We start from the raw sequence: 22,387 nt of genomic DNA, 5'->3' as shown, positions 1-22,387 counted from the left end.
CAGCATGCGGATTGCCCTCGCGCAGATCCAGGCCGGTGCTGAACCCACCGCCAACCTCGGCCTTGTCGAGGACTACACCCGTCGCGCCGCCGACGCGGGCGCCCGCCTCGTGCTGTTCCCCGAGGCAACCATGTGCCGGTTCGGCGTGCCGCTGGCCCCGATCGCCGAACCGCTACACGGGTCGTGGGCATCAGCCGTCCGCGCCATCGCTGAACGCGCGGGCGTCGTCGTCGTGACAGGCATGTTCGTCCCTGCCGAGGAAGACAGAACCGGCCGGGTGACCAACACGCTGCTCGCGACGGGTCCGGGCGTCGATACGCATTACGACAAGATCCATTTGTACGACGCGTTCGGTTTCGCCGAGTCCGACACTGTCGCGCCGGGCCGGGAGCCGGTGATGATCACCGTCGACGGCGTGAATGTCGGACTGACCCTGTGCTACGACGTCCGCTTCCCCGAGCTGTACGTCGAATTGGCCTCGCGCGGAGCGCAACTCATCACGGTGCACGCGTCGTGGGGCACGGGTCCTGGAAAGCTCGAGCAGTGGCAGCTGCTGGCGCGGGCCCGCGCGATCGATACGACGGGCCTCGTCGCCGCTGTCGACCAGGCGTATCCCGGTGATGAACTCGCCGCAGCGGGCCCGGTCGGCGTCGGTGGCAGCCTTGTCGCGTCGGCGACCGGCGAGGTGCTGGCATCGGCTGGGGCCGACCCGCAGTTGCTCGTGACCGATCTCGACCTCGATGCGGCGCAGAAGACCCGCGAGACGATCGCGGTATTGCGCAACCGGACAGAGTTCACCCGTCTCGGTAAGGCAGAATCCCTCAGGTGACCGATCCTTGGGCTCGCCCGGCCAACCAGGTCCCGCCCGTCCCACCGCGGCCGCCCCAGTTCCCGCCGGGGGCATCTGCGGGCCAGCCCGCCCAGCCGGCCGCGCCGCAGGCCCCACCCCCGCAGAAGGACTCGTCGCTGCTGGGCAAGGCCAAGGACCTGTTCCGTGACCCCCTGTCGATCGTCCTTGCCGTGGTCATCGTCGTCGCGCTGGTGGCGGCCGGCCTGCTCGCAGGCGAGCTCTACGCCCGCAGCCGTGCCGACGACGTGATCGCCGCAGCCGCACAGTGCGTGGTGCAGGACAGCGCCTCGGTGTCGTTCGACGCGCTTCCTCCGTTCCTCTGGCAGCACATGACCGGTCACTACACGAACATTCACTTCGAGACCGCGGGCAATCAGATCCGTCAGGCCAAGGGCATGAAGGTCAACGTGGCCATCAAAGACGTCCGGCTCGGAGACACCGCTAATTCCGGCGGGACGATCGGCTCGTTGGTGGCCAACGTCACGTGGTCGACGCAGGGCATCAAGGACACCATCCAGAACGCCATCCCGCTCGTCGGCTCCTTCGTCACCGGCGTGACCACCAACCCGTCGGCGGGCACCGTCGAGTTGCAGGGCGCACTTGGCAGCATCACCACCAAGCCGACGGTCGCCAACGACGGAATCTCGTTGCCGGTAACGGAATTGACCGGCCTGGGCTTCACACTCCCGCGCGAGACAGTGCAGCCGGCGCTGGACGCCTTCACCGACCAGTTCACCAAGGGCTACCCGCTCGGCATCCACGCAACCGCAGTGCAGGTGACCGAAACCGGTGTGGTGGCACAGTTTTCGACGCAAAACGCATCGATGCCGAAGGGCAACCAGGACCCCTGCTTCGCGGGTCTTTAAGCCAGCCCGTCGAGCACAACGCGGGTACCCGATAGTCCGAGCCGGGTCGCGCCCGCGTTCAGCATCGCAACGGCGTCGTCAGCCGTGCGGATGCCACCGCTGGCCTTGACGCCAAGACGGTCACCGACGGTCTTCGCCATCAGCTCGACCGCGCGCACCGAGGCGCCGCCGCTGGGGTGAAAACCGGTGGAGGTCTTCACGAAATCGGCGCCGGCATCCTCGGCAATCTTGCACACGTCGACCAGTCGCTGCTCGCCGCCCAATGCGATCAGCGCAGCCGACTCCACGATCACCTTCAACACCGTGTCAGACGGCATCGCGGCGAAAACCGTTGCGATATCAGATCGCACCGCGTCGAAGTCGCCCTCGAGCGCAGATCCGACATCGATCACCATGTCGATCTCGCTCGCGCCAGCCGCAACGGCAAGCTTGGCCTCCTCGGCCTTGATCGCCGAAAGATGTTTGCCTGAAGGGAATCCCACCACCGACGCGATCACATATTCGCCCGTTCGAAACGATTTGGCCGTCGCCACCATGGTCGGTGACACGCACACCGCGAACACCCCGAGCTCTTCGGCTTCCTGCAGCAGCGCAACGACATCGGCCTCCGTCGCCTCGGGCTTCAACAGCGTGTGGTCGACGAGCGCGGCAACGCTCGATCGGCTATAGCGCATCTAGAACGGTTCTTCGGTGCCGCCGGGGTTACAGCCGGCCGCGACCATCTGCTGGTCGGAGACCAGATTTCGCCACGGCTCCAGGTTCCAGCTGACCTTGCCGGGCTCGGCGAACTCGGCGAAATGCCAGTGGCACAGGAACTGCGCTTTCATGCCGGGCATATCGGCGTCGGGCGACAGCGTGAGCACCTCGGCCCACGCCTCGTCGGCCTGCGGATCGGTGCCTGGCTGCAGCGACGCCTGCCGCGCGGCCTCCGTCGGGTACACGCGCAGGCTGGACAGGTCGGCCCACTTCGCCCACTGGACGTGATCGACGTACGGCGGGCCGGGCACCGGGTCGGCTTCCGCGGGCGGAGCCAGCGCGACAAGCGAAGCAACGGGCGCGAGGACTAGAGGCAGGGTGGCGGCCGCCGCTGCGGCCGCGAGACGAAGACGCACGGCTAGCGGGACTTGCCCTGGATTTCCAGGATCTTGGGCCGGACGTCGACGAGGTAGACGCCGGCGGCGACGGCCGCGATCGCCACGCCAGTGATGCCGAGGACGAGTGCCAGCAGCACTCCGACGCCGAGGATCACCAGCCAGACCGGCTTGGTCAGCTTTTCGGCGGCGGTGTAGGCGTCGGGCCGCTGCAATGCGGCGTGAACGAACGCATAAACCGTCGTCACCAACACCGCTATCTGCAAAACAGCGAGGACGTAACCCACTAGGCCTTGAAGCTCCACATAGCCAGCCTAAGCGGGTTACGTCCCCGGGTCGACTCTGAGTCGCCGCTACCGGCGACACGAGCCCCTATTTACTTCTGGGTGACCTTCTTGGCCGCAGCCTTCTTGGCCGGAGCCTTCTTGGCGGGAGCCTTCTTGGCCGGGGCCTTGGCCGGGGCCTTCTTGGCCGGAGCCTTCTTAGCCGGCAGCTCGACACCGACCAGCTTGGCAGCGCGCTCGCCGACCGCGCGGGTTTGCGACGCCACGTTGCCGAGGGCCTCCTGGGTCAGCTCAACGGCCTGGTCGCTGTAGCGTTCGACGCGCCCGCGGCCCTCTTCCAGCGCCGGCACGTTGCGCAGCCGCTCAAGCGCGGCCTCGCCACGCTCGACGAGGGTGTTGTAGCGGGTCTGAGCCGCCTCTGCGTAGCTCTCGGCAACCTTGCGCAGCTCGTCGGACGTCAGCCGCTCACGCAGCTCGCCGAACTGGGTCGGCAGGTCCTCCTGCAGCTTGGTCAGCCGGGCACGGCTCTCCTCGACGCGCGCCTGGGTGTCTGTGCGAGCCTCGCCGGCACGCTCACGCAAGGTGGCGACGATCTCGTTGACCCGCTCGAGCGCGAGGTCGGCGGCGCCGACCGCAGCGAGCAGCGGGGCCTTCAAGTCGTCAACGGTGGGCTGGTTCTTGGCAGTCTTCGCAGGCTTCTTCGTAGCCATGTTGTGGTTCCTTTCACTGACTTTCGTTGAACTGTTGAATTTCTAGAGCTTTGGGTAGGTCTGCAGTCGCTTCAGTCGTCGGCTCCTCACTGACGGCTTCGTTCTGTTGGCAAAACGACGTGTAGATGTCGAGCAGCACCTGCTTCTGCCGCTCGGTGATCGCCGTGTCGGTGATGATGGCGTCGCGGACCTCACTCGTCTCGCTGGGCTCGAGAATCCCGGCCCGCACGTAGAGCACTTCCGCAGACACGCGCAGCGCTTTGGCGATCTGCTGCAGCACGTCGGCCGAGGGTTTCCGCAATCCCCGCTCGATCTGGCTGAGATAGGGATTGCTGACGCCGGCCTTCTCGGCCAACTGCCGCACGGATACCTGCGCTGCCTCGCGTTGCGTACGGATGAAGCTGCCAATGTCCTGCGCCGCGGTCTGGGCGGCGTTGGACACGACGGCGGCAAGATTTTCATCCTGCGGCATAGCGTGGCCCCCTCGGTATTGCGTCGGTATCGATGTTGGGTTGACAACAGTGCGACGCGATTAACCGTACGACGGGGTGCTAACTTTTGCAAGCACTAGTTAGCGCAGGTCAGAAAAGTAGCTGGGCTATCGAATAGATGATCAGTCCGGCCAGCGACCCCACCACCGTGCCATTGATCCGGATGAATTGCAGGTCACGGCCCACGTGCAGCTCGATACGCCTGCTGGCCTCGTCGGCGTCCCACCGCTCGATGGTCTCGGTGATGATCGCTGTGATCTCCACCCCATATTCGGAAACCAGGTGTTGAGCTGCACGGATGATCCAGTTGTCGACCTTGTCGCGCAGGTCGGCGTCGTCTCGGAGCGACTCGCCGATATGCACGACAGAGTCGGCGATCCGGGTCCGCAACGCCGACGACGGATCGTCGACCGACTCGAGAATGATGCGCTTGGCCGCGGCCCACGCCGTCTCGGCGGCCCTGGCCACCTCGTCGCGCGCCATCAGCTGTTCCTTGACATTCTCGGCGCGCTGAATCGTCGCGTCGTCGTGCTGCAGATCGTCGGCGAATTCGAACAGGAACCGCGTGGCCGACCTTCGCAGTTCATGGTCCGGGTTGCGTCGCACCTTGTCGGTGAAGTCCATCAGCTCGCGGTGGATGCGGTCGCCGACCAGATGGTCGACCCAGCGCGGCGACCAGGTCGGCGAATCGCGCTCGACCACCCGCTCGATGATGTCGCCGGCGTTCAACGACCACTGGAACGCCCGATCGGCGAGCAGCTGCAGCAGCGCCTCTTGGCGGCGCTCGGCCAGAAGGGTGGCCAGCACGCGGCCGATCGGCGGGCCCCACTGCGGTTCCGCGACGCGCTTGACGATCATCCGATCCAGCACGTGCTGCACATCCTCGTCGCGCAGCATCTCCACGAGAACCCTTAGCACCGTTGATGTTTCGGCCGCGACGCGCTGGGCGTGCGACGGCTCCGACAGCCACTTACCCAGTCGGCCCGCGACCTGCGCATCGCGCAGCTTGGCCTCGATCACCTGGGGCGACATGAAGTTCTCCCGAACGAACGCACCGAGGCCCTCGCCGAGTTGATCTTTTTTGCGCTTGATGATCGCGGTGTGTGGGATCGGGATGCCCAGCGGATGCTTGAACAGAGCCGTGACCGCGAACCAGTCGGCGAGCGCGCCGACCATGCCGGCCTCGGCGGCGGCCCGGACATAGCCGACCCAGGACGCTGCGCCGTTGGACTGGGCCCAGGTGCAGACCAAGAAAATCACGGTGGCGCCGACCAGGAAGCTCAGTGCGACGAGCTTCATCCGCCGCAGCCCGCGGCGGCGTTCGGCGTCGGCGACGCTGTCGGCTCCCGCTAACGACTCGGCGAAACTGGCCCGTGTCGCCGGTGCAACGGGCCGCCTGCCGACGTCCGGTCTGTGTGCCACACCTCCATCATCCGCTACCTGCGCGCCGGGCCCGTCGTGCCAGCCCCCGAAACAAGATCGGCCGTACTATCAAGGGGGACTACGGAATGGATCACGGGGATAGTGGCACAGCAGACCTCTCCGGTGGCGGTCAAGACCGATGGACGCAAACGTCGCTGGCACAAGCACAAGGTGGAGCGCCGCAATGAGCTGGTAGACGGCACCCTCGAGGCCATCCGTCGACGCGGCAGCAACGTCAGTATGGACGAAATCGCCGCCGAAATCGGGGTCTCCAAGACGGTGCTGTACCGCTATTTCGTCGACAAGAACGACTTGACGACGGCCGTCATGATGCGGTTCGCCCAGACCACTTTGATCCCGAACATGACAGCCGCGCTGACGTCGAACCTCGACGGCTTCGACCTGACCCGCGAGATCATTCGCGTCTACGTCGAAACAGTGGCCTCCGAGCCGGAGCCGTACCAGTTCGTGATGGCCAACAACTCAGCGTCCAAGAGCAAGGCCGTCGCGGCATCCGAGTCGATCATCGCGCGCATGCTCGCGGTGATGCTGCGCCGCCGCATGGTGGAGGTTGGCATGGACACCGGCGGGGTCGAGTCGTGGGCGTATCACACCGTCGGCGGGGTCCAACTGGCCACGCACTCGTGGATGAACGACCGGCGGATCAGCGCCGATGATCTGATCGACTATCTGACGATGCTGTCGTGGAACGCGCTTTGCGGCATCGTCGAAGTGGGCGGGTCGCTGGAGAAGTTCCGCGAAGGACCACACCCGTCGCCGGGATTGCCGCCACAATTACTGGCTGATGACTAAGCCCGGAGATCTGCCCGAACCCTGGACCCACGAGCCGCACAAGCATCTGGCGTATCGCCAGGGCAACAAGGTCGCGGACATCGACACCAGCGCCACCCCCGGATTCAAGGGGAAGAAGGCCGATGCGGCCGACCTGCAGCCTGACCGAAACAAGCGCTTCGCAGAGTTGCAGGAGATGCTGTTCGCCAGAAGCAAGGGCGGCGACGACCAGCGGTCGCTGTTGTTGGTGCTGCAGGGGATGGACACCGCCGGTAAGGGCGGCGTCGTCAAACACGTTGTGGGAGCAGCTAATCCGCAAGGTATCCGCTACCACGCGTTCGGGAAGCCGACCGACGAGGAACTCAAGCATCACTATCTGTGGCGGATCCGGCGTGCACTACCGCCCCCCGGCCATATCGGCGTGTTCGACCGCTCTCATTACGAAGATGTGCTGATCGTTCGGGTGCACAACCTGGTGCCGCCGGAGGTCTGGGGCAACCGCTACGAGGAGATCAACCGGTTCGAGCGCAAGCTTGTCGCCGCGGGGACGACGATCATCAAGGTGGCGATGTTCGTCTCACTCGATGAGCAGAAGGCCCGGCTGGCAGCGCGACTCAACCGACCCGACAAGTATTGGAAGTACAACCCGAGTGACCTCGACGAGCGACGTCTGTGGCCGGCATATCAGGAGGCTTATCAGGCGATGCTCGAGCGCACGTCAACCGATGTGGCGCCGTGGCATGTGGTGCCGTGCGATCGCAAGTGGTACAGCCGACTGGCGATACTGGAGCTATTGATCGAGGCGCTCGAAGGGCTCGACTTGTCTTGGCCGGCACCCGATTTCGATGTCGAGGCGGAGAAGAAGCGACTAGCCAAGGCTTAGGAGTCGAGCGTCGGATACATGACGGATTCCGGCTGATTTACGTCATATTCCCGACGCTCGGGAACGCGGTGAGCGCCTGCGTCGTCCAACCGTGTTGTGGACGACATCCTCGTGGGTAGTGAAGCACTTGCGTCGGGGCAAGTTACTCGTCATATGCTGCGCACCAAGTACATCAAGCTCCACTACAACGTCTATGTACGAGCTGGCCTCAAGCCAGACGCGGTCGTCAGAGCCAGAGCAGCGTGGCTGTGGTCTCGCCGAACTGCGACTGTCGTCGGCCACTCAGCTGCGGCGTTACATGGCACCCTGTGGCTACCTGATGACGCGCCGGCGGAACTCGCGCATTCCAACCAGCCGTCACCACCTGGCATCGTCATTCACCGCGGACTCATCGCAGACGACGAGATGTGCCTGAGGCAAAGCATCGACTGCACCACACCCGCCAGAACGGCCTACGACATCGGCCGACGGGTGGAAGGCGACACCGCAATAATTCGAATCGACGCGCTACTCAACGCCACCCGTTGCACCGTGGCCGAGGTCAACCGGATTGCCACCCGATATCCAGGCGCGCGTGGCCTTCGCCAGCTCCGCGAGACGCTGGATCTTGCCGACGGTGGAGCCGAATCCCCCCAGGAAACTCGATTGCGTCTGCTCCTTGTGCGCGACGGACTTCCACGACCTGTCACACAAATCCTCGTGCCAAATCCGAGAGGGCGACCCCGCCGCGTCGATATGGGCTGGCCCGAATGGAAGGTCGGCGTCGAATACGACGGCGAACAGCATTGGACGAACCCCGACATCTACGCCGAGGACATTGAGCGGCTGGAATTCCTTGCCACACAAGGTTGGATCATTATTCGCGTCAGCTCACGACAAATGCGTTACCGCCGACAAGAAATACTGACACGTGTCCGACGAGCGCTCGCTCAGTACTTGTAGAAGCCTTGGCCCGACTTCTTACCGAGCTGCCCCGCTTCCACCATCCGCAGCAGCAGCGGCGGCGGCGCGTAATGCGGATCCTTGAGCTCTTCGTACATCGAGTCCGCGATCAGCTTCATGGTGTCGAGGCCGATGAGATCCGAAAGTCGCAGCGGCCCCATCGGATGCGACAGCCCCGCGACGATTGCCTTGTCGATGTCATCGACGGTCGCCACACCCGACTCGACCATGCGAATAGCCGACAGCAAGTACGGCACCAGCAGCGCGTTGACCACAAAGCCCGACCGGTCGCTGCAGCGCACCACCTGCTTACCAAGCACATCACTCGCGAACTTCTCCGTGCGCGTGATCGCCGCATCGGAGGTGACGAGCGTGTTGATCAGCTCGACGAGCGGCAGCACCGGCACTGGGTTGAAGAAGTGCAAGCCGAGCACGCGGACCGGATTCTTTGTCGCCGCAGCGATTTTCATGATCGGGATGCTCGACGTGTTCGACGCCAGCACCGCATCCGGATCGGCGATGATCTCGTCGAGCTCGGCGAAGATCTTGCCTTTGACGGTCTCATCCTCGATCACCGCTTCGATGACGAGCTGGCGATCCGCGAGATCCTTGAGCTCGGTGGTGAATTTCAGCTTGGCCAACGCCTGATCGCGTTCGCGTTCGGTGATCTTGCCCGTGCTGACGCCGCGCTCAAGCGATTTGGTGATGCGCGCCTTGCCTGCTGCTGTCAGCTCCTCGGTGGGCTCGAACACCAGCACGTCCACACCGGCCCGCGCCGATACCTCGGCGATGCCGCCACCCATCTGTCCAGCGCCGATGACGCCTACTCGTTCAATTGCGTCGCTCACTTCGAAACTCCCTTACGCAGCAACAGGCCCCGCCCAACATGGCGGGCGGGGCCTGTGCTGTCAACCTCTAGTGCTCGGTGGCTACTGCCTTCGGTTCCACTTCCTCAACGCGGGCTACGCCCGCTTGATCGTCAGTGGCTACTGCCTTCGGTTCCACTTCCTCAACGCGGGCTACGCCCGCTTGATCGTCAGTGGAACTGGCCCTCTTCGGTCGAACCGCTCAGCGCGGTCGTCGACGAGTTCGGGTCCACGGTGGTGGCGATCCGGTCGAAGTAGCCTGCGCCGACCTCGCGCTGGTGCTTCGTCGCGGTGTAACCCCGCTCCTCGGCGTCGAATTCGCGCTCCTGCAGCTCGACGTAGGCGCTCATCTGGTTGCGGGCGTAGCCGTAGGCCAGATCGAACATCGAGTAGTTCAGGGCGTGGAAGCCGGCCAGCGTGATGAACTGGAACTTGAAGCCCATCGCGCCGAGCTCCTTCTGGAACTTCGCGATCGTCGCGTCATCCAGGTGCTTGCGCCAGTTGAACGACGGCGAGCAGTTGTAGGCCAGCATCTGGTCCGGGAATTCGCTCTTGACGCCCTCGGCGAACTTCGCGGCCAGCTCGAGGTCCGGCGTGCCGGTCTCCATCCAGATCAGATCGGAGTAGGGCGCGTAGGCCTTAGCGCGGGCGATGCACGGCTCGAGGCCGTTGCGCACCCGGTAGAAGCCCTCAGCGGTGCGCTCACCGGTGATGAACGGACGGTCGCGCTCGTCGACATCGGAGGTGATCAGCGTGGCGGCCTCGGCGTCGGTGCGGGCGATGACGAGGGTCGGCGCGTCGGCGACGTCGGCGGCGAGGCGGGCCGAGGTCAGCGTGCGGATGTGCTGCTGGGTCGGGATCAGCACCTTGCCACCGAGGTGACCGCACTTCTTCTCCGACGCCAGCTGATCCTCCCAGTGCGACCCCGCGACGCCTGCAGCGATCATGGCCTTCTGCAGCTCGTAGACGTTGAGCGCACCGCCGAAGCCGGCCTCACCGTCGGCGACGATCGGGGCCAGCCAGTTCTCGACGGAGGTGTCGCCCTCGACCTTCGCAATCTGGTCGGCGCGCATCAGCGCATTGTTGATGCGGCGGACCACCTGCGGCACCGAGTTGGCCGGGTAGAGGCTCTGGTCCGGGTAGGTGTGGCCGGACAGGTTCGCGTCACCGGCGACCTGCCAACCCGACAGATAGATGGCCTTCAGGCCGGCACGGACCTGCTGAACGGCCATGTTGCCGGTCAGCGCGCCGAGCGAGTTGACGAACTCCATGTCGTGCAGCTGGTTCCACAGCACCTCGGCGCCGCGGCGAGCCAGGGTGGCCTCCTCGACGACGGAACCCTGGAGGGCCACCACATCGGCGGGGGTGTAGGTGCGGGTGATGCCCTTCCACCGCGGATTGGTGTCCCAGTCCTTCTGGATCTCTTCGGCGGACTTTGGCTGGCCAACGGTCGACATTGGTGCTCCTTTTGTTGCAAGTCGCTGGATCCGTTTCACGCCACATGCTTGCTAACGGTCCAGCCCGTTCACTTGAGTGCTAAGTCGAGGATGCACCAAGCCATACCCGCAGGTCCAGCCGTTTCACTTGCCAACTTTCGCCAATACGAGGCATTAGCTTGCTAATTTTGCGAATGCGGGCCCTTGCTTAACCGGTTCAGTAGCTACTGGCCGGTAACGCAATCTTCGCTGGTCAGTACGCTCGTACTGTTAACGGAATGTGCTCAGAGCTCAAATATTGCAGCGACTGCTTTTGTCTCGTCGCCGACCGCGTATGTGAGCGTTCTAACAGTGCGATCCGCGAGTTCCGCGCCGAACCGCTCGGTCGATCCGGGGGGATGCACGTGCGAAATGATCTCCAACTTCTCGCCGAGCGCGACCGCGGCATCGTGCTCGATGGTCACCCGGATCGGCTTGTGCAGAAGCTCCGGCGTATTGAAGAGGTAGTCCTCGATGACGCTCCAGTACACGGAGTTGTTCATGTGGTCGAAGATGTCGATATCGCTGACGCGAACCGGGTACTCGCGGATCTGCGCGGCGTCCTCGCGACTGCCGGCCTTCAGGTAAGGCTTCCACCGGAGTCGATCCACCGTGGTGGTGCGCTGTAGGCCTTCGATGAAGTCGTCGGAAATGCGCGCCGGACCCTGGGTCTCACGGTTGATGTTGATCCAGAACGCCTCTGATTCAATGAGGCCTCCACTGCGCTTGCCGTCGATGCGCACCCGCATTTCGCACCACCGGTTGGAGGTGCCCGAACACCAGCGCCGCATCCGCAGCATGTCCTGGAACTCGATCGGCCTGATCATGTCGATCATCGTGCGGCGCACGATCCACAGCGGATGGGTCTCCTCAAAGCCCATTTCTCGCAACTGATCCGAGCCAATGTCCTGGATGTGACGGGTGGCGGCGTCGAACCGCAGCCTGCCCTCGCGATCGATGTCGGCCACCCGCAGCGGCCACTGCCGATCGAACACATCCGGGTGCGGATCGGGCACAGGCATCATCACCTTCGCCAAACCGGTGCTACCTGCGATTTCCGCCATGTCTGGTTCTCCCCTGCTCACTCTTCAATCGGCCCCGATCCTGCCATAGCCGCCAATCTGCCAACAATGCGAAGCAAGTCTTCGCAGCGTTGTTAGGGTGATTGACGTGGCGAAAACGTTTGTCGGGTCGCGGGTGCGACAACTGCGCAGCGAACGCGGGTTCAGCCAGGCCGCACTCGCGCAGATGCTGGACATTTCGCCGAGCTACCTCAACCAGATCGAGCACGACGTCCGCCCGCTGACGGTGGCGGTACTGCTGCGCATCACCGAGGTGTTCGGTGTCGATGCGACGTTCTTCGCCTCGCAGGACGACACCCGTCTCGTCGCGGAACTGCGCGAGGTCACCATGGACCGCGACCTCGACATCGACGTCGATCTCGCGGAGGTCGCCGACATGGTCGGCTCACATCCGGCGTTGGCCCGCGCGATGGTGAACCTGCACCGCCGCTACCGGCTGACCACCACGCAGCTGGCCGCCGCAACCGAGGACCGATACTCCGACGGCAGCGGCTCCAGCTCAGGATCTGGCGCGATCACGATGCCGCACGAGGAAGTCCGCGACTACTTCTATCAACGACAGAATTATCTGCACGAGCTCGACACCGCGGCCGAGGACCTCACGATCCGGATGCGGATGCACCGCGCCGAGCTCGCCCGCGAACTCGCCGACCGGCTGACCAGAGTGCACGGGGTGCACATCATCCGCCGCATCGACCTCGGCGACACGGTGCTGCACCGTTTCGACCCGGCGACCAAGACCCTGGAGATCAGCGGCCACCTGTCGTCGGGGCAGACGGTATTCAAGATGGCAGCCGAGCTGGCCTACCTGGAGTTCGGCGACCTGATCGACAAGTTGGTGGAAGAGGGCAAGTTCACCAGCGAGGAGTCGACGACGCTGGCCCGGCTCGGGTTGGCCAACTATTTCGCCGCGGCGACGGTGCTGCCTTACGGCCAATTCCACGACGTTGCGGAGAACTTCCGCTACGACATCGAACGGCTCTCGGCCTTCTACTCCGTGTCCTACGAGACCATCGCGCACCGGCTGTCCACGCTCCAGCGCCCCTCGATGCGCGGGGTACCGCTGTCGTTCATTCGCGTCGACCGCGCTGGCAACATGTCGAAACGCCAGTCCGCCACCGGGTTTCACTTCTCCTCCTCGGGCGGCACGTGTCCGCTGTGGAACGTCTACGAGACATTCGCCAATCCCGGCAAGATCCTGGTGCAGATCGCGCAGATGCCCGACGGGCGCAGCTACATGTGGGTGGCGCGCACGGTGGAGCGCCGTGCCTCGCGCTATGGTCAGCCAGGTAAGACGTTCGCGATCGGCCTGGGCTGCGAACTCCGGCACGCACACCGGCTGGTCTATTCGGAGGGACTGGACTTGTCGGCTGACAACGCAACCCCGATCGGCGCCGGCTGCCGGGTCTGCGAGCGCGACAACTGCCCGCAGCGGGCGTTCCCCGCGCTGGGCCGCGCGCTCGACCTGAACGAGCATCGCAGCACGGTGTCCCCGTATCTGGTGCAGCAGTCATGAGCGCGTCCCCAGGAGGTAGGAGCGAAGCGACTGGGGGGATCAACCCCGCGCGCATCCCGCCGGGTGGCTTCAGGGAACTCGGGCCGGTCAACTGGGCGATCGCCAAGCTCGGCGCCCGCGGCATCCGCGCACCGAAGTTCCATCTGTTCAACGTGCTCGGCCAGCACAGGCTGCTGTTTCTAGCGTGGCTGCCGTTCTCGGGTTACCTGCTGTACGCCGGCAAGCTGTCCCGCAAGGACACTGAACTTGTGATCCTTCGGGTGGGCCACCTGCGCGACTGCGAGTACGAGCTGCAGCAGCATCGCCGACTGGCCAAAAGCCGCGGCGTCGGCAGCGAGCTGCAAGCCAGGATCTTCGAGGGCCCCGACGCCGAGGGCCTCAGTGAACGGGAGCGCGTGCTGATCACCGCGACCGACGAGTTCGTCATCACCCGCTCGATGTCGCCGGAGACCTGGGCTGCGCTGTCGAGCATCCTGAGCCGCCCGCAACTGATCGAATTCTGCACCCTGGCAGGGCAATACGACGCGCTGGCGGCCACAATGGCCACGTTGAAAATTCCGCTCGACTTTCCCGACTGAGTTGGGGAACAATCCGCTTCCTGGCTGCGTTTGGCGGTTTACAGAAGACTTGATCAGGAAGGGGCTTGTCGCATGGCCACTGATTACGACGCTCCCCGCGTCACTACTGAATCCGACGCCGACGAGTCGCTGGAGGTGTTGACCAGCCGACGCAAGAACGACGCGTCGACAGCGGTCATCGACGTCGACGACGGCGACGCGGTCGATTCGTTTGATCTGCCCGACGCCGACCTCACAGGTGAGGAACTCAGTGTTCGCGTTGTCCCAAAGCAGGCCGATGAGTTCGTCTGCTCCAGCTGCTTCCTGGTGCAACACTCCAGCCGGTTGGCGCTACGCAAGGACGGTCAGCAGATCTGCACCGAGTGCGTGTGATCTTGAGGTCGCACAGCGAATGGACGCCCGGCGCTAAAGGCCCGACGGGGTCTGCGGCCACAGCGGCTCAGGCGCAGGCGGTGCGCCGAACGCCTCTCCGTCGGGTGCGGAAGGAATGACGGGCGCAGGCGCTGAGTCAAATGCCGGCGGCGCGTCAATCGGCGCAGGCGCGTCCATTGGCGCAGGCGCGTCGGGCGGCGGCGCGACGTCAGGGGCCTGGCAGGACAGAACTGGCTGCGGCGTCATGGACAGCATGAAGGGATCGCAGTTGTCGTCGGCGCCTGCGCTGGCAGCCAGCCCCAGTGCGCACCCTGCCAAGACAGCACCGACAAACGAGGTGTTGATCGCTGCGCTGATCAGTTTCGCGTGTCGCGGTTGAGTCATTTGTTCTGCGTCCTTCTGTGTCGGTTGATCCGGTCAGCGTAGTGGCATCAGGACCCGCGGGCGACTTATCCGGAAAAGCTGACGCGCCGCGTCGTCGGAGTCAGCCGTAAAGAAGCCGGCCTGCAACCGCTCACCGACAATCTCCGAGCCGCGCGAGAACCCTTGTCTTGGAAGATCTTCGAAGGGGCTCGCATCGAGATGTGCCCGACTATAGGTAGGTAACCCCGAGCACGGTCAGCGACAGCAACACCGGGGCCACCGGTAGCGCACACAGAAACGCCGCCCAGATCTCGGACTTTCGTTTGTAAGACCGCCAGCCGAGACACGCGGCGACGGCGCCGGCGACGAACGACACCGCGGCGACGACCAGCACCCAGGTGCTGACCGATTGCGTCGCGATCGCAACGGAAATGCCGGCCAGCCACAAGATGTGGCCGACCACCAATCCGCCGATGCCGGCGACCCAGATCGCTCTCGCTGGGCTGACCGTCTGAACCACGTTCAGAAATTGATCATGTGGCCGATGAGCCCGTGGAAGCACTCCTGCAGCGCCTCGGACATCGTCGGATGGGTGTGCACGTTGCGGGCCAGCTCGGTGGCAGTCAGGTCCCACTTCTGCGCCAGCGTCAGCTCGGGCAGCAGCTCGGACACGTCGTGTCCGATCAGGTGCCCGCCGATCAGCTCGCCGTACTTACCATCGGCGATCAGCTTCACAAAACCGCTCGGGTCGCCAACACCGTGCGCCTTGGCGTTCGCGGTAAACGGGAACTTGGCCACCTTCACGTCGTAGCCATCGGCGCGGGCCTGCTCCTCGGTCAGCCCGAAGCTGGCCACCTGCGGTTGGCAGAACGTGGCGCGCGGCAGCATCCGGTAGTCACCGAGTGGCAAAGTCTCTGCGCCGCCGATGGTTTCGGCCGCCACCACACCTTGGGCCTCGGCCACGTGCGCGAGCTGCAGCAGCCCGGTGACATCGCCGATGGCGTAGATGTGGCCCACGTTGGTGCGCATGTAGTCGTCGATGCCGATGGCCTTGCGATCGGTGATCTGCACGCCGGCCTTGTCCAACCCGTAGCCCTCGATGTTGGGGGCGAAGCCGATGGCCTGCAGCACCTTCTCGGTCTTGATCTCGTCGCTGCGGCCGTCCTTGCTGACGGTGACGACGACCTCGGAGCCGGAATCCTTGATGGACTCGACCTTGGTGCCCGTCAGCACCTTGACGCCGAGCTTCTTGAACTGCTTCTCGATCTCCTTCGACACCTCGGCGTCCTCGTTGGGCAGCGCGCGCGGCAGGAACTCGACGATCGTCACGTCGACGCCGTAGTTCTTCAGCACGTAACCGAACTCCATGCCGATCGCACCAGCGCCCGCGATGACGATCGAGGAGGGCAGCTCGCGCGACATGATCAGTTCTTCGTAGGTGACCACGTTGTCCGACAGTGACGTGCCCGGCACCAACCGCGTGCTGCTGCCGGTCGCGATGATGATGTTGTCGAACGTCACCGTCTCGGTGCCGCCCTCGTTGAGCTTGACCGACAACGTGTGTGGATCGGTGAACGTGCCGTAGCCGTTAATCTCGGTGATCTTGTTCTTCTTCATCAAGAAGTGCACACCGGCGACGCGGCCATCGGCGACCTTGCGGCTGCGGTCGAACGCCACCCCGTAGTCGAACGTCGCCTCGCCGCTGATGCCGAACTGCTTGGCTTCCCTGGTGAAGATGTGGGCCAGTTCAGCGTTGCGCAGCAGCGCCTTGGACGGGATGCAGCCGACGTTGAGGCATACCCCACCCCAATACTTCGGTTCGACGACTGCGGTGTTCAGGCCGAGCTGTGCGGCGCGAATGGCCGCGACGTATCCGCCGGGGCCTGCTCCGAGAACGACGACGTCATAGTGAGTCACCCGGCCAACCTTAGTAGGGAATCAACCCCACCAAACATCGGCTTACGTGTTGGCAGAAATAGGTGCCGTGCAGCACCGCCGCAGCACCGAGAGCCGCCAGCGGCGCCGACATCAACGCGATCGCCAGCGCCGACACCAGTGGTTTTTCGGCCACCATCGCCGCGAGCAGGCCACCGACCGTGCAGCCGATCACGAACAGCAGCACCACAAACACCGGCGGGGTCTTGTCGAGTGAGCCGAACCACCAGTCGTAGAGGGCAAGCCCGCAGGCCGCCCCGGCGATCCACACTCCCGCCACCACGAGCACGAACGTCCACCGCTTGAGGTAGTGATAGGTGCCCGCCACGACCTCGGGATGGACCACCGGAGGCAACGGTCCCGTCTGCGTCTCTGTGCCGTTTACGGGGTCGCGTTCGGCCGCCAACGGCTGCATCGGATCGGGCGAAGCTGGAAACTCTCCGGTGAAGATCGGCGCGTAGGGCTGTGTCGGCTCGTCGGGCAGCGTTTCTTGTTCGGTCGAGCTAGACACCGTGAACCACCTGAATCACGACGAGCACGCCGAACCATCCCGGCGCAATGGCAAGGATGAATGCGCCAAGCGCGGTAATCCATCGTCGCCCCGAGAACAGGATCAGCAGCAGGCCGATCACGCTGGGCACGGCGATCACGAGCGCGATCACGACGTCGGGCCGCATCGTGGCCTTGATCTGCAGCGTCGCTGCGATTCCGGCGATCTGTCCGACAGCGACACCCAGCAGCATTGCGCTGGCCAGCAGCCACGCGCGCGGTAGGGCTATCACGCTCCCGACGATAACGTCGCTTATGGGGCCCACGCTGTGCGCCACGCGAGGTCACGGCCGAAGTTGCGCAGCTGTGATCAAGCGCTGACCTACGCTCGCGGAGTGAGCGTTTCCACGCCGAATGCCGCATCGCCGACGGAGTTGGCTCAGGCGCTCGAGGCCACCGGCTACCTCGCCGACGAAGGGGTCGCGACGGCGGCGTACCTGGCGTTGCGCATGGGCCGCCCGTTGTTCTGCGAAGGCGAGCCCGGCACGGGGAAGACGTCGCTGGCCGCGGCACTGGCGGAGGCGTTGAGCCTGCCGCTTATCCGGCTGCAGTGCCACGAGGGCATCGACGCCGCGCAGGCGCTCTACGACTGGGATTTCCCCCGGCAGCTGCTGCATCTGCGGACGCTGGAAGCGGCAGGGCACCTCGAGGCGGAATCGGCCGAACGCTCGCTGTACACCGAGCGGTTCTTGCTCGCGCGTCCGCTACTGCGAGCGCTGACCGAAGCGCCCTGCGTGCTGCTCGTCGACGAAATCGACCGTGCCGACGACGAATTCGAGGCATTCCTGCTCGAGGTGCTCGACGAAAACGCCGTCACCATCCCTGAACTCGGTGAGGTGCGTGCCGCTACGCCACCGCTGGTGGTGCTCACCTCCAACCGGACCCGTGATGTGCACGACGCCCTGAAGCGGCGCTGCCTGTATCACTGGCTCGAACACCCCGACCTTGCGCGCGAAATCGCCATCCTTCGCAGCCGCATCCCCGGCATCGCAGAGGCGCTCGCCGAACAGGTGGCGCGGGCAGTGCACACCTTGCGGGGAATGGAATTGGTCAAGCCGCCCGGGGTCGCCGAATCGCTTGACTGGGCAAGGGCCCTGCGCGAACTCGATCGCGACGTGCTCGATGCGCAGACCGCCGCGGCGACGCTCGGTGCGGTCGTCAAGTACCACGAGGACCTGGAGCGGGTCGCTAGGGCCGGACTGGACCGACTGCTGGCGGGGTGAGATGCCGGAGCTGGTCGGAGTCGCAGGTTTCGCGCACGCGCTCGCCGTCGCGGGGCTACCGATCGTGGCCGACGCCGTCGACACCTACACGAGGGCGCTGCGCGAGGTCGATCTCGCCGACCCGGGGCAGGTGTACTGGGCGGGGCGCGCAACTCTTTGCCGCAGTCCCGACGACATCCCCCGCTACGACCTGGTGTTCGAGAACTGGTTCGGCGGAACGGTGCCGATCCGCACAAAACAGCGCGGGCCGGAACCGCGTCGCCCACGCATCGCCGCATTGGAGGTCACCGGCGCCGCCGAAAGCGACGGGCAGGCGCCGCAACTGCGCGTCGCCGCGGCCGACACCGAAATCCTGCGGCACCGCGACATCGCCGAGCTGTCCGCTCCTGAACGCGCACACCTCGCCGAGCTCATTGCTGCGCTGAAGCCACGCCCAGCGACTCGGCCTGCATTGCGGATGCGGCCGTCCCGCAGGGGGCCCATCGACCCGCGACGCACGCTGCGACACATGCTCGCCGCGGGTGGCGAACCGGTGCGGCCACGCCATCACCGCAAGGCCACCCGGCCACGCCGCATTGTGCTGCTGCTCGACGTGTCCGGTTCGATGAGCCCCTACGCCGACGCGCTGCTGCGCTTTGCGCACGTCGTCGCACGCAAAAACCCTGCCACCGAGGTGTTTTCGTTGGGCACCCGGATGACCAGGCTGTCGCGGGCGCTGCGGGCGCGTGATCCCGAACTGGCACTGGCCGCGGCAGGCCGCGCGGTGCCCGACTGGGCCGGTGGCACCCGACTTGGCGAGACGATGCGCGCGTTCCTCGACCGCTGGGGCCGACGCGGCCTCGCCCGCGGTGCAGTCGTGGTGGTCTTCTCGGACGGCTGGGAACGCGGGGATCCGATCCTGCTGGCCGAACAGATGGCGGCACTGCGGCGGTTAGCCCACGCGGTGCTGTGGGTCAACCCGCACGCGGGCGTCGACGGCTATCTGCCGGTGCAGTCCGGGATCGCGGCCGCGCTGCCGTTCATCGATCGGTTGCTGGCCGGGCACAGCCTAGCGACGCTGCAACAGTTGCTCGACGAGATCCGCACCGCCTGATTCAGGCTGGCGCGTAACCGGTTTCGTCATTTCGGGCGCTCCGGCGCGTCAGCCAGAGCAGAGTAGGCCTATGCGCATCTCTGTCACCGTCGATGGCACGACGTATACCGACGACGTGGAGCCGAGGCTTCTGCTCGTGCACTACCTTCGCGAACGGCTCGGCAAGGTCGGGACCGTGATCGGCTGCGACACCAGCAACTGCGGCGCGTGCACCGTTCACCTCAACGGGTACAGCGTCAAGTCCTGCTCGGTGCTCGCTGTGCAGGCCGACGGCGGCGACGTCACGACCATCGAGGGGTTGTCCCGAGACGGCACCCTGCACCCTGTGCAGGAAGCGTTCCGCGACAACCACGCGCTGCAGTGTGGGTTCTGCACCCCCGGCATGATCATGCAGACCATCGATCTGCTTGCCGAGGACCCGCACCCGGACGAGCACACGATAAGGCACGGACTGGAAGGCAACCTGTGCCGCTGTACCGGCTACCAGAACATCGTGAGCGCGGTCCAAGACGCCGCGCAGCGACTCGAAGCGAAAACCGTTGCACCCAAGACTGATTCGGCGGAGGCCGTGCGATGACAGCCACGGCCGAACCCGAAATCGGCAAGGCGCGGGTTCGTAAGGAAGACGAGCATCTGATCACCGGCCGGACCCGCTGGACCGACAACATCGTGTTGCCTGGCATGCAGCACCTGGCCATTCTGCGCAGCCCCCTCGCGCATGCGCGCATCACCGGTATCGACGTCAGCGCCGCACGCAACATGTCCGGCGTCGTCGCGGTCTACACCGGCGCCGACCTCGCGGCCGAGCAGGGCAGCCTGCCGAACGCGTGGCAGATCACCGAGGACATGAAGGCCCCAGCCGCGCCGTCGCTCGCCGTGGACACCGTGAACTTCGCGGGCGAAGCGGTGGCCGTCGTCGTGGCCCGCACCGCCTACGAGGCGCAGGACGCACTCGAGGGGATCGACGTCGACTACGACGACCTGCCCGTCGTGCTCGACCTGGCGTCCGCGGCCGCGGACGAGGAGGTGGTGTATCCCGAGCTCGGTACCAACGTCAGCGCGGTGTGGACATTCGACTCGGCCGAGGCAGGCACGGGCGGCGACGTCGAAGCGGCCATCCGCGACGGCGAAGTGGTGCTACAGCGGACCTTCCGCCAACAGCGGCTCATTCCGGCGTTCATGGAGCCGCGGTCGGTGGTGGTCGACCCGACCGGCCCGCAGCTCACGGTGTGGTCGGCCACACAGATACCCCACATCCTTCGGCTCATGTTGGCGATGACGCTGGAGATCCCTGAGCACAAGGTGCGCGTGATCGCCCCCGATGTCGGCGGCGGATTCGGCGGCAAGCTTCAGGTGACGCCGGAGGAAGTCATCGCGTTGCTCGTCGCGCGACGCCTCGGCAAGCCCGTCAAGTACACCGAGTCCCGCAGTGAATCGATGCTCGCCGCGCACCACGGTCGCGACCAGATCCAGAAGCTGACGCTCGCGGCGCGCCGCGACGGCACCGTCACAGGGCTGAAGGTGGAACTGCTCGCGGACATGGGCGCCTACCTACGCCTGGTCACCTCCGGCATCCCGATCCTCGGCGCGTTCATGTTCAACGGCATCTACAAGTTCGGTGCCTATCACTTCACCTGTACCAACGTCTTCACCAACAAGGTGCCCACCGACGCCTACCGCGGGGCAGGCCGGCCCGAGGCCACCTTCGCGATCGAACGGATGATGGACGAGCTCGCCGCGGAGCTGGGCCGTGACCCTCTCGAGCTGCGCGCGCAGAACTGGATAACTCACGACGAGTTTCCGTTCGACACCGTCGCGGGACTGACCTACGACTCCGGCAACTACGAGGCCGCCACCGCGCAGGCCCGAGAGTTGTTCGACTACACCGCATTACGGCGCGAACAAGCCGAGCGCCGGGAGCGCAGAGACCCGGTGCAACTCGGCATCGGCGTCTCGACGTTCACCGAGATGTGCGGCCTGGCGCCGTCGCGGGTGCTCGGTTCGCTGTCGTACGGGGCGGGCGGCTGGGAGCACGCGGCGATCCGGATGCTGCCCACCGGCAAGGTCGAGGTGGTCACCGGCTCGTCGCCGCACGGCCAGGGTCACGAGACGGCGTGGAGTCAGATCGTCGCCGACCAACTCGGCGTGCCGTTCGAGGACGTCGAGGTCATCCACGGTGATACGCAAAGCTCGCCGCGCGGGCTTGACACCTATGGGTCGCGATCACTGGCGGTCGGCGCGGTCGCGGTGGTCAGGGCCGCGGAAAAGGTGATCGCCAAGGCCAAACCGATCGCGGCCCACATGATGGAGTGTGCGGAGGATGACCTCGAATTCACCGAGGGTCGCTTCCGCGTTACGGGTACAGAGCAGGCGGTCACCCTCGCCGATGTCGCCCTCGCGGTCTTTGCCGCACATGATCTGCCCGACGGTCTGGAACCGAACCTGGATTCCGAGGCCACCTACGACCCCGAAAACTTCTCGTTCCCGCATGGCACGCACCTGTGCGCGACCGAAGTCGACACCGAAACCGGCCAGGTGCAGATCCGTTCCTATGTCTGCGTCGACGACATCGGCCACGTGGTCAATCCGTTGATCGTCGATGGGCAGGTGCACGGCGGTCTCGCGCAGGGCATCGCGCAGGCGCTCTATGAAGAGGCGGTGCACGACGAGTCGGGCACGCTGATCAACGCGTCGTTCTCGGAGTACCTGGTGCCCTCAGCGGTGGATCTGCCGAAGTTCGTCACCGGACGCACCGAAACGCCTGCGACTACGAATCCGCTCGGCGTCAAGGGTGTCGGCGAAGCGGGCACGATCGCGTCCACCCCCGCGGTGGTCAACGCGGTGGTTGACGCGGTGCGCCATCTCGGGGTCAGTGACATCGAAATGCCGTGCAGCCCAATGAGAGTGTGGCGAGCGATCCACGGAGCCGGAAGGCCGGCGACATCTGACCAGGGAGCCGGAAGGCCGGCGACATGATCCACGGAGCCGGAAGGCCGGCGACATC

The 22,387-nt window shown here is 65.3% G+C and carries 26 protein-coding genes; 12 read left to right on the top strand and 14 right to left on the bottom strand.

All coding sequences use genetic code 11. From position 1 onward, the window contains the following. Positions 1-4 precede the first annotated feature (4 nt). Together MYCSM_RS02615 and MYCSM_RS02610 are read left to right on the top strand one after the other, a co-directional pair. On the top strand, positions 5-829 hold the full coding sequence (locus tag MYCSM_RS02615; protein ID WP_015304576.1) for a carbon-nitrogen hydrolase family protein: 825 nt from the start codon (positions 5-7) through the stop codon (positions 827-829). After that, positions 826-1,716: an LmeA family phospholipid-binding protein gene (locus MYCSM_RS02610; protein ID WP_015304575.1), complete on the top strand. Its 891-nt coding sequence runs from the start codon at positions 826-828 to the stop codon at positions 1,714-1,716. The genes MYCSM_RS02615 and MYCSM_RS02610 overlap by 4 nt, the downstream gene beginning before the upstream one ends. Here MYCSM_RS02610 and deoC read toward each other — a convergent pair. The 6 genes from deoC to MYCSM_RS02580 all read right to left on the bottom strand — a co-directional run bounded on the left by deoC (position 1,713) and on the right by MYCSM_RS02580 (position 5,714). Then, positions 1,713-2,390: a deoxyribose-phosphate aldolase gene (gene deoC, locus MYCSM_RS02605; RefSeq protein ID WP_015304574.1), complete on the bottom strand. Its 678-nt coding sequence runs from the start codon at positions 2,388-2,390 to the stop codon at positions 1,713-1,715. The two genes, MYCSM_RS02610 and deoC, sit on opposite strands and share 4 nt — an antisense overlap. Further along, positions 2,391-2,828 (bottom strand): DUF2599 domain-containing protein, encoded by a 438-nt coding sequence (locus MYCSM_RS02600; protein WP_015304573.1) that lies wholly within the window; start codon positions 2,826-2,828, stop codon positions 2,391-2,393. It abuts the gene before it with no gap. Positions 2,829-2,830: 2 nt separating this feature from the next. Beyond that, a complete protein-coding gene (locus MYCSM_RS02595) occupies positions 2,831-3,112 on the bottom strand; it encodes a DUF2516 family protein (protein WP_015304572.1) in 282 nt (93 codons plus the stop codon). A gap of 71 nt (positions 3,113-3,183) precedes the next feature. Then, complete coding sequence (locus MYCSM_RS02590) at positions 3,184-3,801, bottom strand: hypothetical protein (protein WP_015304571.1); 618 nt, start codon at positions 3,799-3,801, stop codon at positions 3,184-3,186. Positions 3,802-3,814: 13 nt separating this feature from the next. Continuing rightward, positions 3,815-4,273 (bottom strand): helix-turn-helix domain-containing protein, encoded by a 459-nt coding sequence (locus MYCSM_RS02585; RefSeq protein WP_015304570.1) that lies wholly within the window; start codon positions 4,271-4,273, stop codon positions 3,815-3,817. 109 nt (positions 4,274-4,382) lie between these two features. Beyond that, on the bottom strand, positions 4,383-5,714 hold the full coding sequence (locus MYCSM_RS02580; protein WP_015304569.1) for a DUF445 domain-containing protein: 1,332 nt from the start codon (positions 5,712-5,714) through the stop codon (positions 4,383-4,385). Between the two features lie 102 nt (positions 5,715-5,816). On the opposite strand from MYCSM_RS02580, the gene MYCSM_RS02575 reads away from it, so the two are divergent. The 3 genes from MYCSM_RS02575 to MYCSM_RS02565 all read left to right on the top strand — a co-directional run bounded on the left by MYCSM_RS02575 (position 5,817) and on the right by MYCSM_RS02565 (position 8,331). Continuing rightward, positions 5,817-6,527: a TetR/AcrR family transcriptional regulator gene (locus MYCSM_RS02575; RefSeq protein ID WP_015304568.1), complete on the top strand. Its 711-nt coding sequence runs from the start codon at positions 5,817-5,819 to the stop codon at positions 6,525-6,527. Continuing rightward, positions 6,520-7,389: a polyphosphate kinase 2 family protein gene (locus MYCSM_RS02570; RefSeq protein ID WP_015304567.1), complete on the top strand. Its 870-nt coding sequence runs from the start codon at positions 6,520-6,522 to the stop codon at positions 7,387-7,389. The genes MYCSM_RS02575 and MYCSM_RS02570 overlap by 8 nt, the downstream gene beginning before the upstream one ends. A gap of 96 nt (positions 7,390-7,485) precedes the next feature. Next, positions 7,486-8,331: an endonuclease domain-containing protein gene (locus MYCSM_RS02565; protein ID WP_015304566.1), complete on the top strand. Its 846-nt coding sequence runs from the start codon at positions 7,486-7,488 to the stop codon at positions 8,329-8,331. Here MYCSM_RS02565 and MYCSM_RS02560 read toward each other — a convergent pair. From MYCSM_RS02560 to MYCSM_RS02550, 3 genes are all read right to left on the bottom strand, one after another. Continuing rightward, the gene (locus MYCSM_RS02560) at positions 8,319-9,179 is read right to left on the bottom strand and encodes a 3-hydroxybutyryl-CoA dehydrogenase (protein ID WP_015304565.1); all 861 of its coding nucleotides are present in this window, start codon (positions 9,177-9,179) and stop codon (positions 8,319-8,321) included. The genes MYCSM_RS02565 and MYCSM_RS02560 overlap by 13 nt on opposite strands. 188 nt (positions 9,180-9,367) lie before the next feature. Further along, positions 9,368-10,654 carry an isocitrate lyase gene (gene aceA, locus MYCSM_RS02555; protein ID WP_015304564.1) on the bottom strand — a complete coding sequence of 429 codons (1,287 nt, stop codon included), beginning with the start codon at positions 10,652-10,654 and terminating at the stop codon, positions 9,368-9,370. A gap of 263 nt (positions 10,655-10,917) precedes the next feature. Beyond that, on the bottom strand, positions 10,918-11,736 hold the full coding sequence (locus MYCSM_RS02550) for an acyl-[acyl-carrier-protein] thioesterase (protein WP_015304563.1): 819 nt from the start codon (positions 11,734-11,736) through the stop codon (positions 10,918-10,920). Between the two features lie 106 nt (positions 11,737-11,842). On the opposite strand from MYCSM_RS02550, the gene ramB reads away from it, so the two are divergent. The 3 genes from ramB to MYCSM_RS02535 all read left to right on the top strand — a co-directional run bounded on the left by ramB (position 11,843) and on the right by MYCSM_RS02535 (position 14,220). Beyond that, positions 11,843-13,270, top strand: coding sequence for an acetate metabolism transcriptional regulator RamB (gene ramB / locus MYCSM_RS02545; RefSeq protein WP_015304562.1), 1,428 nt, complete (start codon positions 11,843-11,845; stop codon positions 13,268-13,270). Continuing rightward, positions 13,267-13,848 (top strand): carboxymuconolactone decarboxylase family protein, encoded by a 582-nt coding sequence (locus MYCSM_RS02540; protein ID WP_015304561.1) that lies wholly within the window; start codon positions 13,267-13,269, stop codon positions 13,846-13,848. Before ramB ends, MYCSM_RS02540 begins: the two co-directional genes overlap by 4 nt. Before the next feature lie 72 nt (positions 13,849-13,920). After that, the gene (locus tag MYCSM_RS02535; RefSeq protein WP_015304560.1) at positions 13,921-14,220 is read left to right on the top strand and encodes a DUF4193 domain-containing protein; all 300 of its coding nucleotides are present in this window, start codon (positions 13,921-13,923) and stop codon (positions 14,218-14,220) included. 33 nt (positions 14,221-14,253) lie between these two features. Here the strand turns inward: MYCSM_RS02535 and MYCSM_RS02530 are convergent, their stop codons facing one another. From MYCSM_RS02530 to MYCSM_RS02510, 5 genes are all read right to left on the bottom strand, one after another. Further along, the gene (locus tag MYCSM_RS02530) at positions 14,254-14,604 is read right to left on the bottom strand and encodes a hypothetical protein (protein WP_015304559.1); all 351 of its coding nucleotides are present in this window, start codon (positions 14,602-14,604) and stop codon (positions 14,254-14,256) included. Positions 14,605-14,812: 208 nt separating this feature from the next. Further along, the gene (locus MYCSM_RS02525; RefSeq protein WP_015304558.1) at positions 14,813-15,103 is read right to left on the bottom strand and encodes a hypothetical protein; all 291 of its coding nucleotides are present in this window, start codon (positions 15,101-15,103) and stop codon (positions 14,813-14,815) included. 2 nt (positions 15,104-15,105) lie between these two features. After that, the gene (gene lpdA, locus MYCSM_RS02520; protein WP_015304557.1) at positions 15,106-16,500 is read right to left on the bottom strand and encodes a dihydrolipoyl dehydrogenase; all 1,395 of its coding nucleotides are present in this window, start codon (positions 16,498-16,500) and stop codon (positions 15,106-15,108) included. Positions 16,501-16,510: 10 nt separating this feature from the next. After that, complete coding sequence (locus tag MYCSM_RS02515) at positions 16,511-17,029, bottom strand: hypothetical protein (protein ID WP_015304556.1); 519 nt, start codon at positions 17,027-17,029, stop codon at positions 16,511-16,513. Further along, on the bottom strand, positions 17,022-17,300 hold the full coding sequence (locus MYCSM_RS02510; protein WP_041313033.1) for a putative holin: 279 nt from the start codon (positions 17,298-17,300) through the stop codon (positions 17,022-17,024). The genes MYCSM_RS02515 and MYCSM_RS02510 overlap by 8 nt, the downstream gene beginning before the upstream one ends. A 102-nt stretch (positions 17,301-17,402) precedes the next feature. Here MYCSM_RS02510 and MYCSM_RS02505 point away from each other — a divergent pair, with 102 nt between their 5' ends. From MYCSM_RS02505 to MYCSM_RS02490, 4 genes are all read left to right on the top strand, one after another. Then, on the top strand, positions 17,403-18,290 hold the full coding sequence (locus MYCSM_RS02505; protein ID WP_041313031.1) for an AAA family ATPase: 888 nt from the start codon (positions 17,403-17,405) through the stop codon (positions 18,288-18,290). Position 18,291: 1 nt separating this feature from the next. Further along, positions 18,292-19,383 carry a vWA domain-containing protein gene (locus MYCSM_RS02500; protein WP_015304553.1) on the top strand — a complete coding sequence of 364 codons (1,092 nt, stop codon included), beginning with the start codon at positions 18,292-18,294 and terminating at the stop codon, positions 19,381-19,383. Positions 19,384-19,453: 70 nt separating this feature from the next. Continuing rightward, positions 19,454-19,960 carry a (2Fe-2S)-binding protein gene (locus MYCSM_RS02495; RefSeq protein ID WP_015304552.1) on the top strand — a complete coding sequence of 169 codons (507 nt, stop codon included), beginning with the start codon at positions 19,454-19,456 and terminating at the stop codon, positions 19,958-19,960. Next, positions 19,957-22,359 (top strand): xanthine dehydrogenase family protein molybdopterin-binding subunit, encoded by a 2,403-nt coding sequence (locus MYCSM_RS02490; protein ID WP_015304551.1) that lies wholly within the window; start codon positions 19,957-19,959, stop codon positions 22,357-22,359. The genes MYCSM_RS02495 and MYCSM_RS02490 overlap by 4 nt, the downstream gene beginning before the upstream one ends. The last annotated feature ends 28 nt before the right edge of the window (positions 22,360-22,387 follow it).

The sequence above is a fragment of the Mycobacterium sp. JS623 genome (assembly GCF_000328565.1).
GTDB lineage: Bacteria > Actinomycetota > Actinomycetes > Mycobacteriales > Mycobacteriaceae > Mycobacterium.
Note: the sequence above shows the minus strand (reverse complement) of the source record. Positions and strands in the feature narration are given on the sequence as shown.

Excerpts from the sequence above, each read along its gene's own strand:
- MYCSM_RS02615 (WP_015304576.1), top strand. The coding sequence starts at position 5 with ATGCGGATTGCCCTCGCGCAGATCCAGGCCGGTGCTGAACCCACCGCC.
- deoC (WP_015304574.1), bottom strand. The coding sequence starts at position 2,390 with ATGCGCTATAGCCGATCGAGCGTTGCCGCGCTCGTCGACCACACGCTG.
- MYCSM_RS02590 (WP_015304571.1), bottom strand. The coding sequence starts at position 3,801 with ATGGCTACGAAGAAGCCTGCGAAGACTGCCAAGAACCAGCCCACCGTT.
- MYCSM_RS02585 (WP_015304570.1), bottom strand. The coding sequence starts at position 4,273 with ATGCCGCAGGATGAAAATCTTGCCGCCGTCGTGTCCAACGCCGCCCAG.
- MYCSM_RS02570 (WP_015304567.1), top strand. The coding sequence starts at position 6,520 with ATGACTAAGCCCGGAGATCTGCCCGAACCCTGGACCCACGAGCCGCAC.
- aceA (WP_015304564.1), bottom strand. The coding sequence starts at position 10,654 with ATGTCGACCGTTGGCCAGCCAAAGTCCGCCGAAGAGATCCAGAAGGAC.
- MYCSM_RS02550 (WP_015304563.1), bottom strand. The coding sequence starts at position 11,736 with ATGGCGGAAATCGCAGGTAGCACCGGTTTGGCGAAGGTGATGATGCCT.
- MYCSM_RS02540 (WP_015304561.1), top strand. The coding sequence starts at position 13,267 with ATGAGCGCGTCCCCAGGAGGTAGGAGCGAAGCGACTGGGGGGATCAAC.
- MYCSM_RS02535 (WP_015304560.1), top strand. The coding sequence starts at position 13,921 with ATGGCCACTGATTACGACGCTCCCCGCGTCACTACTGAATCCGACGCC.
- MYCSM_RS02530 (WP_015304559.1), bottom strand. The coding sequence starts at position 14,604 with ATGACTCAACCGCGACACGCGAAACTGATCAGCGCAGCGATCAACACC.
- MYCSM_RS02500 (WP_015304553.1), top strand. The coding sequence starts at position 18,292 with ATGCCGGAGCTGGTCGGAGTCGCAGGTTTCGCGCACGCGCTCGCCGTC.
- MYCSM_RS02495 (WP_015304552.1), top strand. The coding sequence starts at position 19,454 with ATGCGCATCTCTGTCACCGTCGATGGCACGACGTATACCGACGACGTG.
- MYCSM_RS02490 (WP_015304551.1), top strand. The coding sequence starts at position 19,957 with ATGACAGCCACGGCCGAACCCGAAATCGGCAAGGCGCGGGTTCGTAAG.